The following is a 14,752-nucleotide window of genomic DNA, read 5'->3' as shown; positions in this document are numbered from 1 at the left end:
ACAAAGAACGGCCTCTTATTCTTATAAACTATTGAGCTTTCTTTCGGTTGATCGCGACTTTCGGATATTGAGGAACAGTTGCCCACTTAGGAATGTTCTTTTCGATCTTTGTTACAGCGACCGTCATATCATCCTCGATTCCGTTATTTCCTGAACGAATCACTTCTTCCATGATCAGATCGGCTATCTCTTGCGGATCTTCTGTATCAATCTCTCTGATCTTACGCTTTAGCCACGCATCGATATTTTCGATATGGCGTGGAGCTTCATAGATTCCATCACTCATCATGATGAGGATATCTCCTGCTTTCAGCTGTTCATCAACAACGTCCACATCAAAATCTCGAATGATCCCCATCGGAAGATTGCTTGCTTCTACCGTTTTGATCTGGTCTCCTCGTTTAATAAAACTTGGTGTTGAACCAATCTTTAAGAACTTAGCAGATGCATCTTGCAGATCGATCATCGCAAGGTCTAGCGTAGAAAAAATTTCATCTGTTGTACGTAACGAGAGCACAGAGTTAACGGATTTAATCGCCACTTCTTCTTCAATGCCAGACTGAAGAATTTTTTGCAGAAGCTGAAGCGTTTCATTGCTCTCGATGAACGCTCGTTCTCCGTTACCCATTCCATCTGCAATCGCAACAGCAAACTTTCCAGCACCAATCTCTATCGTCGAATGGCTATCCCCCGAAAGCCATGCTCCTCCTTTAGCTGCTGAGGCAATTCCTGTTTCAACCACATACTCTCGTGCTGAATGAAAAGAGAGATGACAGAAGCCACTCGGATAGTTCGCACAATCTTCATGTGTCACGAGAATCGTCTCTTCCAATATGTCGGATAAGATCGGCGCGATCAGCTTCTCAGCGATTCCTGAACCGTTGCAAGAAGGAATCGTCATTTCAATATCCACGTTGGACGTTTCTAGACTGTAAATATCAACGTGACCAACATCGATTCCTGCTTGAGCAAGAGAGTCTTTGATCTGCTCTTCTTGAATTTGATGGTTCTCTTGTTCCCGTTGTATCTCTTTTGCAAAATCGCCCATCACTTGTGAAACACCCATCAATTGGTCAGCTACTAAACGACGGCTTTCTTGCACTTGTATCTTCAATTTTTGAGAAGCTCGATATTGCGTTAGTTCTTTATTCATAAGATCTGTTATCTTTTCAGGCTTGATGCAATGCTTTTCCCATTCTCGTTTTAATTTTCGATCCTTAATATCACTATAATCTTCTTGCTCGACCATCAGCCTAGTCATCAGGTCGTAAGTTGTTGTGAAGTTCTGCGCCCAACACTGTTCTTTCTTAAAACAAGTCTGGCACGTTTTTTCTGTAATGTTGCTTAAGAAAAGATCTACTTCACGTGTGCTCTCTTCTTCATTTAGAGTTGAACCGACCGATTGAAACGAATGAGATAGGGCTTGGAAGAGACTTGAGAATCGTTCAACGCGACTCGCGGTCACGTCGCGAATTTTTTTCAGATATTGCTGCTGATGCATCGAATGCTCTCTTGTACCTGGTACATATTTTGAAATGTTGCTGATTGCAGTTTTTGGCGTTAGAAGGAAGAGTAGAACAGCAAACCCTGATTCCATCAAGGTAGATGTAATTTCCGATCTACCCTCACCATATAAACCGATCATAACGGTTCCGATGATGAGCCCGAGACTTACACCGAATCGTTTACCCTCTTTTAAAAGACCACCGAGCAGTCCAGAGAAAGCTAATAAGCTCATTTGAGAAAGGCTTGCTACTTGCGCGAGGCTGAGGATCAGACCTGTCACAACACCCACTGTAGAACCGATCGCAGCTCCTCCCACAAAAGCAAACAACAATACTAAGTAACGTGAAACAACATGTTCTACCGCTACATCATTGATCTGCCAACCGATCGTGCCGGTCATGACAGAAGCTAGAAGGATCATCAAGCAAACAATCTCTTCGTTTTTTAACGATTGTGGAATCTTTTTATTCGTTAAAAGCGGTATGCTTTGTAAGAAGATTAATGTAAGGACTAAGCTCAGTCCTCCTTCTACTAAAGCAAGCATCGTATCTACCCGCTCCAATCCTCCTTCGCCGAACATAGAGAACACGGTTCGCGTGATTAAGGATGAACCGAAAACCAAGAGTGGAAGACTTTGCATTCGATTCTTTATGAACAGGTCCGCCCCTTTTTGAAGACTCGCATAAACGAGTAAGGCACTGATAAAGAATAAAGCGTTCATCGGTTGATGCGACATCGCTCCTGCCAAGATCGCAAAGACAGCAATGCCTGTCCGTTCTTTTCTTAAAACGAACACGCTAGCCACAAAAGGTAAAGCAAAGGGAGACATCTCTGCCAGAATCATAGCTCGTCCTAACAAAAAACCAATTCCAAACAACAGCATTCTCCAGTTAAAAATGCTCTGGTTCAAAATCTGAAGCCATCTCTTACTCGTCTTCGTTACCGCCTGCTGACTCTTTTCTACCCATACCATTCCTCTGATCGGTTCGAGTACTTCTTGTTCTACCTTCTGCCACATCCCATACACCACCCGTTTCCAATTTGTGTAACCATTATAAACAGGTTTAGAACAAAGATTTTGTCAAAAGAGCAGTTTAAGATTTAAAAACTTATCGACGGACTTCTCCACTAATTAACGAAAGAAGAGCAAAAGCGGACAACATTCTTACAAAATGCGAATAGGAAATTTCATTTTTAAAGTTATTAAGGAGAATTATGAAGAAAAATATAAAGCGATAGATGTTTAAATTTTTTTGTTGAGGATAGCAAAAAAGAAAATAAAAAAGAGCATCCGCTAACGGATGCTCTTGTACGTTTGTATGTAGATGTCAAAATTAAAAATGGTAGCGGCGGAGGGAGTCGAACCCACGACCTCACGGGTATGAACCGTACGCTCTAGCCAGCTGAGCTACACCGCCATTTGTAAAAGACACAAGTAGTATATTACATCTATACGGCCACTCTGTCAACGGTTCTTTGAAAATTTGTCGAAAAAGATTTTTTCTGGTGTTTTTAATAGACTGTTTTAGGTATGCTCTGTTGGTCTTGAAAGTAGTCGATTTCCGCTCCAGGTTGCTCGCTTTCCACGGGGCGTGCGGTGAGCCTCCTGCCGCTTTGCGCCATTAGGAGTCTCCACCTGACCGCTCGTCCCGTAGGAGTCTCGCACCTTGCACTCCAATCAACTTGTCAAAGGAGAAAAGGATTTGAAAGCAACACTATTAGAAATGGACTTTTGTTATCTTAAACGATAGCATCCTGACACAAAAGAATAACAGCTAACAAAAACAAACAAAAAAGCACCCTATTCAAGAAGAATAGAGTGCTAGCCATATATAGATGAATGAGCATTAAAAATGCAACAATTATCCTCTTCGGCCGCCGCGGCCACCTCTTTTTGATTCAGTACTACGCTTTAAAGTAGTGAGTCGATCTTCACTATCTTTAAGGAATTTGTTCATCTTATCCTCAAAAGATAATGCCGTTGAATGGTTGTTACCGCCTCGGTTAGGACCTTTGCGAGATTTGTTAAATCCGCCTCTTGCAGGAGCTGGTCTACTAGCAGATGCAACATTTTCTTTTGCTTTCTTAATAGATAAACCGATCTTCCCGTCCTTTTCGACGCTCATAACCTTAACTTCGACTTGATCACCAACTTTAAGAAATTCGTTGATGTCCTTTACGTAATTATCCGCAACTTCGCTAATATGCACGAGTCCTGTTGTACCCCCTGGCAGCTCTACAAACGCTCCAAAATGAGTAATCCCAGTAACTTTACCTTGCAACTTGCTGCCTACTTCAATTGACATGCAAAAAATGCTCCTCCTTAAAAAATCTCCTAAGATATCATTACTTATTATACAATCGAAAAAATCTGCGTGTCAATCTACGCTTAATGCTTTATTCTGGAAGTTTAAAGATTGTTTCACCAGGTTTTGACATAAAAAAGTCTCGTCTGGCGATTTCTCCAATGTATTCTTCGTCTTTTAGTTTATTCACTTCATCTTTAAGTTGTGCCTTTTCTTCTAAAAGAGCTTTATATTCGTCGCTTAATTCTCTTTGTTCCATCTGTTTTTCATTTAAAAGGGAGAGCTGTTCTGCAATACCCGTAATAATTAAAAAAGCAAAAAAGGAAAATACGATAAAAGCCCCCGTCAAGCGCCTGTATAAACCACGCTTACGTTTAGCGATCACTTGCTCATGACGCTCTTTATTCTGGATGTATTGTGAGTGAATCTCTGTTATTTTTTTCTGGCGCATTTGTTCGCTGTTCCCCTCCTTTACTTCTTTTTTCCCTTCCAATTGCTGACTTTATTCTTCGCAGAAATGAAAAACCCTGCTAATTTTGAATATTTCTCTTTTAAATTATACCATTTTTGCTTTGGTATGAAACGCCATATGAGTCTTCCAACCCATTTAAAAGGAGAAAAAAGAATCATGAATAGTACCATAATAATTTTCCGCAAGATGTTAAGTACGTATAAAAGAATAGCGGATATGAGCATAATTAACCATTTTATCGGCATAACGATTAAAGAGTTAAGTAAACGGTATACGAAACGGAAAAGTGAGGTGACCGCTGATACCATCCACTCAAGTATCTTTTTATAGATTCGTTCAAAGAGTGCTCGGTACGCCGCATATCCGCAAATGAGAGCAATAAAAATATAGAATCGAATCTCCGCGTGATTCACGTGCAGAAGAACATAAAAGACCAGCAAAGCCTGTACCAACCAAAACATCAGATCGTTTAAGAAATGGAGCCAATGCCACTTTCGCTTCTCATGAATGAATCGGCTGTACGTATCGACAGCCATTCCGATCCATATACCCATGAGGACCATAGAGAGCATCGTTTCAAACTGTACGGTTAAGGTCATTTGAACAGTTTGCCGAAGAAACCTTTAGTCTTTTCACCGGTCTGCTGGTCGAGGTAAACGAGATCGAATACTTTTCCTTCAATATTTACAACACCTGATTCTACATCAAGATTCTTCATCTTCAAGTTTGTCCCGCGGATCGCTAAAAAGCCCATTGTTGTCTCAAGCAAGAACTCTTCATTATCAAAACTTTCTACTTGCTTAACACCCGTGATCTCTAGATTCTTTCTTCCTATCATTCTTACATCGTGGTTTGGTGTGCTCACTTTTTGATTATATCCATTCAGATCATATCGTTGGTCCATACATTCCCCTCCTCTATTCCATACAAATGTATGAAACATTAAAAGAGAATAGAACAAGCTGTATGAAAACCTTTCCTTTAAAACGACTCTTACAAACCTACTCGTATATAACAAGAATTCGTAAGTGTTAAACAATTTTCGCTAAAAAAGAAAAGAACCTGAAAAAATCAGGTTCTTTACTCAGTCGTTTCGATGCGGTTTTCTTCGAGGACGGTATACATGTTATCCGCGTCCTCTTTTTTTGTCGTATCTTTAAGCTCGTTGATCTTAACTTTCACAAGCTTTTGACCAAAACGTATCGCAAGCTCGTCCCCTACTTTTACATCAGAGGAAGCCTTCGCTTGCAATCCGTTAATGGAGATACGCCCTTGATCTGAAATCTCTTTCGCCACGGTTCTCCGTTTGATCAGGCGCGAGACTTTCAGAAATTTATCTAAGCGCATGCTTACTTAACAGCTTCTTTCAGCTTGTTTCCTGCTTTGAATGCCGGAACAGTTGCTGCTGGAATTTGAATTTCTTTACCTGTTTGAGGGTTGCGGCCAGTACGGCTAGAACGCTCACGAGTTTCGAAAGTTCCGAATCCAACAAATTGTACTTTGTCTCCGTCTTTTAGAGCAGAAGTGATTTCATCGATTACGCCATTAACGACTGTTTCTACGTCTTTCTTAGTAAGTCCTGACTTTTCTGAGATATTTGTTACCAATTCATTTTTGTTCATTTTAATTACCTCCTAAAGTTTCTATCAAAGATTTCGCTAGAAACCCCCTATAATTAAGGGTTTCATGATATTTCTCGAGAAAATATTCTCTATTTTTCACTATAATCCTTCTTTGTTGAAAAAAAAATTATTTTGCCTCGTTCCAAAGACGGTCCATTTCTTCTAATGTGACGTCCTCAAACGAAAGATTTTGCTTCTTGAGTTCCTGCTCGATGTAGTGAAAACGCTTCTTGAATTTACGGTTTGTTTCATTTAGAGCTTCTTCCGGATCAATCTTGTAAAAACGCGCTAGATTCACGACAGAGAACAACAGATCTCCTAATTCTTTTTGCTGTTCATCGCCCTCAGCTTCTTGAAACTCTCTTAGTTCTTCTAAGATCTTATCGACTACCGGTTCAACTTCTTTCCAATCGAAGCCAACTTTCGCTGCCTTTTTTTGATAAAGAAACGCTTTTTGGATAGCTGGAATTCCTTTTGGTACGCCATCTAATAAAGAATCACGATCTTCTTTTCCTGCTTCTTGTGATTTGATCGCATCCCAATTCGCAACAACCTGATCTGCGTCCTCTAGAGAAACATCGCTAAAAACGTGCGGATGGCGACGGATCATCTTTTCGGTTAACGTTTCGATCACATCTTCTAGAACAAAGAAACCTTCATCTTCCCCAATCTGTGCATGAAGTAGAACTTGAAGCAGCACATCTCCTAATTCTTCAGCCAGAGCATCGTCATCTTCTTCATCAATCGCTTCTAGCACTTCATAAGCTTCCTCGATCAAATACTTCTTTAACGTCACATGCGTTTGCTTCTGATCCCAAGGACAGCCTCCAGGACCGCGCAATCGAGCAATAACGTTTTTTAAGAAAGCAAAGTCTCTGTATAGCATCTCCTCTTCTTTTACGGGAGGAACATACACAGCGGTTAAGTTATTCAATGTTACAGACTGATCTAGCTCGTATAGTGGTACTACTTTAATAGATTCCTCAGCACTTCCTGCTGCTGTAACGATCGTTACTTCATAATCGTCTGGATACTTATCCATTAATGTCAGCTTTACTTCAGAAGCGATAAAGTTGTCGTACACTTGCACGATAACAAGGTGATGCCTGATCTGAACCTCGTCTTTTTTTAATGAAGTTCCATCAAGGATCTGGCAGCCTTCAATCGGGTCAATCTTGAGTGCCGTATACATTTCATCAAGGAAACTCTTTCCGCCTGCTACCGAAACCTCGATTCCTCTACTCTCGCTCTTATGAAGAAGAATCTGCACCGCTTGCTCCGCGACTAACGGATGACCTGGCACAGCATAAAGGACATGACCTTCTATCTCAGCTTGTTTAAATAGGGTTTCGGCAATTTCTTCGTACACTGGCTCAAACTGATCATGTTTTTCATAGACTTCATCAAACGCGACGAATTGCTTTCCTTGCTTCATTAATTCTTCAATCGCGGGGTGATGAATCGTACGTACATAAACTTTTTCAGCTGATTCTAACATGCGATAGATGCCCAGTGTCATCTGGTCTAAATCTCCTGCACCTAACCCGATAATCGTAATCTTCTTCGTCATCATGGTCTCCTTTTTTTAAGACGTTTAAACACCTTCTGAATAAAACCAATAGAATGAAAGACGGAGTTCCATTCATTTTGAGAAAATATTTTAAATACTAAGATACAGATAATATAGATCACTGCACCAATAAATGAAGCACTGATACTGATCAGCATGGCTTCAAAGCGAGTATCTGCCGTGAATAAATAGTTTTCCGACATATAGATCCATGTCCATACACCTGCACCCATCAAAATCAGAGAGGTGATTAGTGTAAGGAGTGTTGTTTTTCTGCTTCCGGTTAGAAACTTCGTAACAAACTGAAGCTTCATTAGTTGTGCGATCGCCGCAGCCATAGTGGCCAGAACGGTAGACCCGGCTGCTCCTTCCATGCCGAAAGAAGGAATGAGCACCACGTTGCCAATAATTTTTATCAATACCGCGATAAGAACGGTATATGCCGCAAACCGACCATGACCGATTCCTTGTAAAAGTCCTGTGGTCGTATAGATGATGGATACGAAAATAATTGAAATGCAGAGGATTGCAAGAGCAAGCGATCCATCATCATTTTTAAATAGCATAACATTGAGGTGTTTCATAATAAAGATAAGCCCGATTGCTGCTGCCCCGCCAAAAATGATAGAAATTTTCACAGAGAGCTTGGCAAGCGTTCGAATCTCTTTTTGTTTCTCTTCTGCTACAAGTGATGCCATCTCCGGCACAACAGCAAGTGCCACTGATGCAGCTAACACGGTTCCTAACTGAAGTAGGGGTTGACCCCGGTCAAACACACCTTTCAGTAGTTTCGCATCATAAGCATCCATGCCGCTTTCTATCCAAACGTTAACGAAAAGAAACGCATCAACGAGCTGCATCAACGCTAAAATTAGTGCGCTTAATGACAAATAGATGCTCGTTTTTAACAGTTCTGCGGCATATGAAAATCTAAATTTTGCTTTAGAGCTATATCGGTTCGCTACACCTTTTTTCCAAAAATAAAGAAGAAACAAGCCTGATGAGATTGCACCCACAACCGATCCTGAGAGTGCCGCTGCTCCTGTTTCATAGCTGGAATATCCTTTTGAGACAAAATAATAAGATAAAAGTAAGATGCCTGAAACTCTTATAGTCTGTTCAATCAACTGCGAAACTGCAGTCAGTTGCATGTCACCGAACCCCTGATAGGTTCCTCTAAAAAAGGCGGAAAGCGGAATAAACAGAAAAAGAACTGATATGACTTTAATCGGCAGTTCTAGACGCCTGTCTCCCATCCATTCTGCGATAAATGGCGCTGCTAAAAATAAGAATAAGAACGATATTAAACCTAACATAACAGAAGTCCACGCCGCAGTTTTGATCAAATGATCGTCATTGTTTTTCTCAGATACGATTATTTTTGACAGAGCCATCGGAAAACCCGTAAAAGCAATTGCAACGGCTATCGCATAAAACGGATAGGCTTGCTGAAACACATAAAAACCAAAATCACCCGTCATGTTCTGATAGGGAATCCGATAGACGACGCTGAGTAATTTTACGATAATGGCAGCTGCAGTCAGCAGCATAGCCCCTTCCCACACGGAATAGTTCTTTGTTTTCATTAAATTACCTCAATATTTATAACATATATATTTCCCGGGACGACATAAGTCGACACATCCTGTTCTGATTGAACATAATTCAAGATATTATACCATAGTCACTCTATATCGCCCGGCGATATACGATACGTAACCGATTATGGTTCCCAAAACATACCAACCCCATCCAAATAAGGACAAAAAAAAGAAAGAGCATGAATCGCCCTTTCTTATTGCTCCATCTGCCTTGCTAAAAATCCAGCTGCTGTTTCAGAAAGTTTTTGCTCAAGTTCGGTAAGTTTCTTTCCTTCTTTACCAATCATAACAACAGCTCCGATCGGATCTCCACCTGCGATGATCGGCGCGATCACGTGAGAAGTGTTTTCTTTAATCCCATCGATCAGCTCAGCTTCCGTTCCGTTCGGCTCTACTAACGTCTTTCTGTCACTCATAGAAGCTTCTACTACTTTACCGATGCTTTTATTGTGATAATCTTTCTTGGATCCGCCAGCTACCGCAATGTATGTATCACGGTCAGCAATTAACACAACATGACCTGTACTGTCTGCAAGGCTTTCTGCATATTCTTTTGCAAAATCACCAAGCTCATTGATTGGAGAATATTTCTTTAAAATGACCTCTCCATCTCGGTCTACAAAGATCTCAAGCGGGTCTCCCTCACGAATCCGAAGTGTTCTGCGGATTTCTTTTGGAATAACTACGCGCCCGAGGTCATCAATACGTCGAACAATACCAGTTGCTTTCATATAGATAATGCCCTCTCTTTCGGATGTTGATGAATCATTGATGTAACAAAATGGTTCCTTCACAGAAAGAATGTTCCATTTCCTAGGTTTATTATTTGTTACATCTCCTGTTCTATTCACGAAAGAGAGGGTTATTAAAATTTATGGTGTATTTGTTGTCTTTTCTTTCCTAGCATGCTTCATTTCTTTTAGGAAAAGATCGATCTGTTTCAACAGATCCAAATCTTTAACTCGTTTACGATTAATAATCACCTTCATCAGGTTACCCTGCATGCCGAGATTCACATGACGGCCGATCTTATTGGCGATCTCGAACATCTTTCCTCCATCAAGCGATGAAGTTGTCTTCTCGTTTAGAATCATGTTCACCGTATCCTGCTTCTGCTCGATCAACTTAACGCCTTCTCGTTTCGCGCGGAGTTTAATGCCTGCTACTAAAAGTAAACATTCCACTTCTACTGGGTAGTCACCGAAACGATCAACAAATTCCTCTTGTAAGTCGGATATGTCTTTTAAAGCTTTTGCTGCACGTACGTGTTTGTACATCTCGATCTTTTGCTTTTCGTCACCGATATAATTCGTCGGAATATAAGCGTCGACTTCGATGTTAAGGTCAACGTCTTCTTCCACTTCTTTCGGTTTGTTACCTTTTCTTTCTTGTATAGCTTCTTCCAGCATCTGCGAGTACAGATCAAACCCGACAGAGTCGATAAATCCATGTTGCTGAGCACCTAAGAGATTACCCGCGCCCCGAATAGAAAGATCTCGCATCGCTATCTTAAAGCCTGATCCCAACTCTGTAAATTCTTTTATGGCTTGCAGACGTTTTTCCGCTACTTCTGTTAAAACTTTATCTCGTTGATACGTGAAATACGCATAAGCGACACGGTTTGAACGACCGACACGTCCTCTTAGCTGGTAAAGCTGGGAGAGTCCCATCTTATCCGCATCGTACACGATTAATGTGTTTACATTAGGAATGTCCACACCTGTCTCGATGATCGTTGTGGATACTAACACATCATAGTTTCCTTCTAAAAACTCCAGCATCACACTTTCAAGTTCATTCTCAGACATCTGACCGTGAGCATAAGCAACACGGCAATCTGGGACAAGCATTGATATTTGCTCTGCCATTCGTTCGATCGAATCTACTCGGTTGTATAAGAAATACACTTGACCGCCGCGACCCATCTCTCGTTCAATCGCTTCTCGAACAAGCGAACCATTATAGTCCATCACATACGTCTGGACCGGGAAACGATTCTCAGGAGGTGTTTCAATAACAGATAGATCGCGAACACCCAGCATCGACATGTGGAGTGTACGCGGAATAGGCGTTGCCGTTAACGTAAGTACATCCACATTAGATTTTAGTGTTTTGATCTTTTCTTTGTGCGTAACGCCGAAACGCTGCTCTTCATCAATGATGAGCAAGCCTAGATCTTTATATTGAACATCTTTAGAAAGGAGACGATGTGTTCCAATCGCGATATCGACCGTTCCTGCTTTTAAGCCTTTCAACACTTCATTCTGCTCTTTTTTAGATCGAAAACGACTTAAGCTTCCAATCGTGATGGGAAACTCAGAAAACCGCTCACGAAACGTTTCAAAATGCTGCTGAGCTAAAATTGTAGTAGGAACAAGGAATGCTACTTGTTTACCGTCCATGATAGCTTTAAACGCAGCACGAATCGCCACTTCCGTTTTTCCATAACCCACATCTCCACAAAGAAGACGGTCCATCGGACGGACGCTTTCCATGTCTTTTTTGATCTCTTCGATGGCACGAAGCTGATCGTCCGTTTCTTGATAAGGAAAGCTTCCCTCAAACTCACTCTGTTCGGCACCATCTTCTGCAAAAGCATAGCCTCTACTTGCTTCACGCTCTGCATAAAGCTTGATCAGATCATCTGCAATATCTTGAACAGAAGATTTAACCCTGCTCTTCACTTTCTTCCAATCACTGCCGCCTAGCGAATAGATCTTAGGTTCTTTGCCTTCAGAACCCACATACTTCTGAACTTGATCGATCTGTTCAACCGGAACATACAGCTTGTCATTTCCGGAATATTTAATATGCAGGTAATCTTTATGAACCCCTTTGATCTCAAGCGTTTCAATCCCTAAGTACTTACCGATCCCGTGATTCACGTGAACGACGTAATCGCCTACTTTTAGTTCGGAGTAGCTCTTGATCCGCTCTGCGTTCGTCATCTTCTGTTTTCGTGCAGGACGTTTCGCTTTTTTCGTAAAGACTTCTTCTTCTGTGATAACAACAAGCTTTTGCTTCACAGATTCAAATCCGCTTCCAAGGTCTCCTAGTAAGATCTGACTCGTTTTCGGCTGAATGTTCTGATCCGCTGCAATGATACCTGCATCCATCTCATAATCTGCAAGTACACTTTCTAATCGGTTCGCCCGCTCTTTGTTCATCGCTACAAAAACGATCGCAAATCCAAGTTTCTTCCAACGGTCCATCTCACCTTTTAAAACATTCATCTGACCGTGGAAATTCTGCATGCTCTTACATTCTACGTTTAAAATATTTTGAGGCTGTGTATGAGGAACATGTCTTAAGAACAGGGATAAATAGATAATAGGGAACGCCTTTTTATCACCAAGCAAACCGTTCGTATCAGGCGAAATCGTAAGGTCCTGTACCAGCTCTCCATGCTCAAGAAGTGCTGTCTGCCATTCTGCCTCTTCTTTATCAAGCTGCTGACTCGTTTCTTGAATGCGGCCGATCTCATCCATAACCACTAAACTGTTAGGTGAAATGTATTGCAAAAGGCTCGCCGGTTCATCGTAAAAGAGAGATGCGTATTTATACATGCTTTGAAACTGCTGCTTTTCACGCAATCTACCTGTTTCATAGCTGATATTTTCAACTAGTGTTTCTTTAAGGGCATCATCTTTAATATTTTTTAAAGTAGATGCCAACTTCGCATCTATGCGGTCTGCAGCGTTGTTATAATGTTCATCAAAAAGAATAAGTTCTTCAGCTGGTGCAATAGAAATGGCCTTTACTTTATCCTGAGAACGCTGTGTTTCTGCTTCAAAGTATCGAATAGAGTCAATCTCTGTATCAAAAAGCTCGATTCGAACAGGATTCTTTTCAGTAAGTGGATAAATATCTATAATTCCACCACGCACACTAAATTCTCCTGGTGTTTGAACCATCGATGAACGTTCATAACCCATCGCAACTAATTTTTTCAAGATCTCATCCGAATCGATATCTTCTCCTACCTGAAAAGCAAGACCTGCTTTTTTCCACACCTCAACGGGTGGCAAATATCGTCTTAGCCCTGCAACCGGCGTGATGATGACACCTTTAAAAGATCGACTCAGCTGATTTAAAGCCTCAATTCTTTGGCTTTTTAATTCAGGACTCGATATAGCCATCTCAGATGAAATGAGATCATTTACAGGATATAAATAAACTTCATCTTCAGATAAAAGAGAAGTTAGATCTTCATAAAGTTTTTGTGCTTGAAATAGATTATGGGTGACAACGAGTTGAGGTTTACCTGTATTCTCGTGAAGACTGCTGATCAGCATCGTTCGAGCAGAGCCTGAAAGACCAGCGACGAGTTGTTCTTTCAGTCCTCCGTTGATGCCATCCATTATGGACTTAAAGTCTTCTCCCTGACTAAAATATTTCTTCAATCCAAGCATTTCTTACTCCCCCTCTCACAAGAGCTAGTCATTGGTTCTATAAACAGTGATCTTTAAAATTTTGGCTTTCGGATATTTCTGTAGAAACCCCTTCATTGATAAGTTGATTGTAGAGTAAGATGCGAGACTCTCGGCTAGGACAAGCGGTCAGGTGAGACCCTTAAAGGCGCAACGCGGCAAGGGGCTCACCGCCTGCCCCGCGGAAAGCGAGCATCTGAAACGGAAATCAACTACTTTCAAAAACAGCAAAGGAATACAAAAACAGCTATTTTAAACAGAAAAAGGCTTTGGCCCGCTTAGATAGGCTGTGGCCAAAGCATTACCTTATTGAATAAAGGATTTCAGCGTATGATACTCCGGATTACGTTCTAGCGTATCCTGACAATCCTCACATGTCGTTGTAACTTCTATATCTCCATTCTCTTTATAGGAGAGTAATTCCTGCCGTTCTTCGTTACTTAATGTTTCAAATCCAAGTTGTGCTGCATTCACAGTATGGTGATCAATCGTACCCACATGTGTTTTACAATGCCTGCACCGGTAATGAATAGCCATGCACAGTCCCCTTTCGGTTAGCATTATACTAACCATTATGAGCGGAACATGAGTAATCTATTCTTTAGCCGTTAAACTTATTCATAACTTTATCAAACGTTGTTTCTATAAAAGCTTCACATGCTTTCACAGATCGGTCGATACCATGTTCGATATCTACGGATTCCTCTTTAGAAAAACGGTTCAATACGAAGTCTGGAACTGGTTGTTGGTTCGTAGGACGTCCGATACCAAATCGGATTCTTTTAAATTCTTGCGTGCCAAGGTGAGCAATCATGGATTTAATACCGTTATGCCCGCCTGCACTTCCCTTTGTACGAAGTCTTAGTTTTCCGGGAATCGTATCAAGGTCATCGTACACGACGATCATGTCTTCTAATGGAATCTGAAAATAATCCATGAAAGGTCCTATACATTCTCCAGATAAATTCATATACGTTAGAGGTTTTAATAAGAATACTTTTTCTCCATTAACATTACCTGTTCCGTAAAGTCCTTTGAACTTTGTTTGTTGCAGGGGGATGTTTAAGGAGTCTGATAATGTATCAATAACTTCAAAGCCTATATTATGCCGGGTACCATCAAAACGAGATCCGGGGTTCCCGAGCCCAATAAACAATTTCACTTTATGTTCACCTTACCTTCAATTGTCTTATAAACATTATACACAATTGGGATAACAGAATAAAAACGCAGCAACCGCTGCGT

At 41.0% G+C, this 14,752-nt stretch carries 13 protein-coding genes and 1 tRNA gene; all 14 read right to left on the bottom strand.

Translation table 11 applies throughout. The annotated features are described in order from the left end of the window. Nucleotides 1-28: 28 nt before the first annotated feature. Nucleotides 29-2,524 (bottom strand): stage II sporulation protein E, encoded by a 2,496-nt coding sequence (gene spoIIE / locus ABE65_RS00335; protein ID WP_066390539.1) that lies wholly within the window; start codon nt 2,522-2,524, stop codon nt 29-31. Nucleotides 2,525-2,847: 323 nt separating this feature from the next. Beyond that, a tRNA-Met gene (locus tag ABE65_RS00330) sits at nt 2,848-2,924 on the bottom strand. A 444-nt stretch (nt 2,925-3,368) separates the two neighbouring features. Beyond that, nucleotides 3,369-3,812 carry a S1 domain-containing RNA-binding protein gene (locus ABE65_RS00325; protein ID WP_066390538.1) on the bottom strand — a complete coding sequence of 148 codons (444 nt, stop codon included), beginning with the start codon at nt 3,810-3,812 and terminating at the stop codon, nt 3,369-3,371. 91 nt (nt 3,813-3,903) lie between these two features. Then, nucleotides 3,904-4,263 (bottom strand): FtsB family cell division protein, encoded by a 360-nt coding sequence (locus ABE65_RS00320; protein ID WP_066390535.1) that lies wholly within the window; start codon nt 4,261-4,263, stop codon nt 3,904-3,906. A 20-nt stretch (nt 4,264-4,283) separates the two neighbouring features. Next, the gene (gene yabQ / locus ABE65_RS00315; RefSeq protein WP_066390533.1) at nt 4,284-4,883 is read right to left on the bottom strand and encodes a spore cortex biosynthesis protein YabQ; all 600 of its coding nucleotides are present in this window, start codon (nt 4,881-4,883) and stop codon (nt 4,284-4,286) included. Next, entirely contained in the window at nt 4,880-5,188 is a 309-nt protein-coding gene (gene yabP, locus ABE65_RS00310) for a sporulation protein YabP (protein ID WP_066390532.1), read from the bottom strand. Before yabP ends, yabQ begins: the two co-directional genes overlap by 4 nt. A gap of 176 nt (nt 5,189-5,364) precedes the next feature. Next, the gene (locus tag ABE65_RS00305; RefSeq protein WP_066390530.1) at nt 5,365-5,631 is read right to left on the bottom strand and encodes an RNA-binding S4 domain-containing protein; all 267 of its coding nucleotides are present in this window, start codon (nt 5,629-5,631) and stop codon (nt 5,365-5,367) included. Nucleotides 5,632-5,633: 2 nt separating this feature from the next. Next, a complete protein-coding gene (locus ABE65_RS00300) occupies nt 5,634-5,906 on the bottom strand; it encodes an HU family DNA-binding protein (RefSeq protein ID WP_066238167.1) in 273 nt (90 codons plus the stop codon). A 127-nt stretch (nt 5,907-6,033) separates the two neighbouring features. Beyond that, nucleotides 6,034-7,476, bottom strand: a complete 1,443-nt coding sequence (mazG, locus tag ABE65_RS00295) for a bifunctional methyltransferase/pyrophosphohydrolase YabN (RefSeq protein WP_066390529.1) — start codon at nt 7,474-7,476, stop codon at nt 6,034-6,036. Continuing rightward, complete coding sequence (locus ABE65_RS00290) at nt 7,476-9,062, bottom strand: putative polysaccharide biosynthesis protein (RefSeq protein ID WP_066390523.1); 1,587 nt, start codon at nt 9,060-9,062, stop codon at nt 7,476-7,478. Before ABE65_RS00290 ends, mazG begins: the two co-directional genes overlap by 1 nt. A gap of 209 nt (nt 9,063-9,271) precedes the next feature. Further along, nucleotides 9,272-9,808 (bottom strand): stage V sporulation protein T, encoded by a 537-nt coding sequence (gene spoVT / locus ABE65_RS00285; RefSeq protein WP_066390522.1) that lies wholly within the window; start codon nt 9,806-9,808, stop codon nt 9,272-9,274. A 141-nt stretch (nt 9,809-9,949) separates the two neighbouring features. After that, the gene (gene mfd / locus ABE65_RS00280; RefSeq protein ID WP_066390520.1) at nt 9,950-13,489 is read right to left on the bottom strand and encodes a transcription-repair coupling factor; all 3,540 of its coding nucleotides are present in this window, start codon (nt 13,487-13,489) and stop codon (nt 9,950-9,952) included. Between the two features lie 324 nt (nt 13,490-13,813). Continuing rightward, on the bottom strand, nt 13,814-14,044 hold the full coding sequence (locus ABE65_RS00275; protein WP_066390519.1) for an anti-sigma-F factor Fin: 231 nt from the start codon (nt 14,042-14,044) through the stop codon (nt 13,814-13,816). A gap of 64 nt (nt 14,045-14,108) precedes the next feature. Then, on the bottom strand, nt 14,109-14,669 hold the full coding sequence (gene pth / locus ABE65_RS00270) for an aminoacyl-tRNA hydrolase (protein ID WP_066390516.1): 561 nt from the start codon (nt 14,667-14,669) through the stop codon (nt 14,109-14,111). Nucleotides 14,670-14,752: the final 83 nt, after the last annotated feature.

Source organism: Fictibacillus phosphorivorans (assembly GCF_001629705.1).
GTDB lineage: Bacteria > Bacillota > Bacilli > Bacillales > Fictibacillaceae > Fictibacillus > Fictibacillus phosphorivorans_A.
This window is presented reverse-complemented; position numbering and strand designations above follow the sequence as displayed.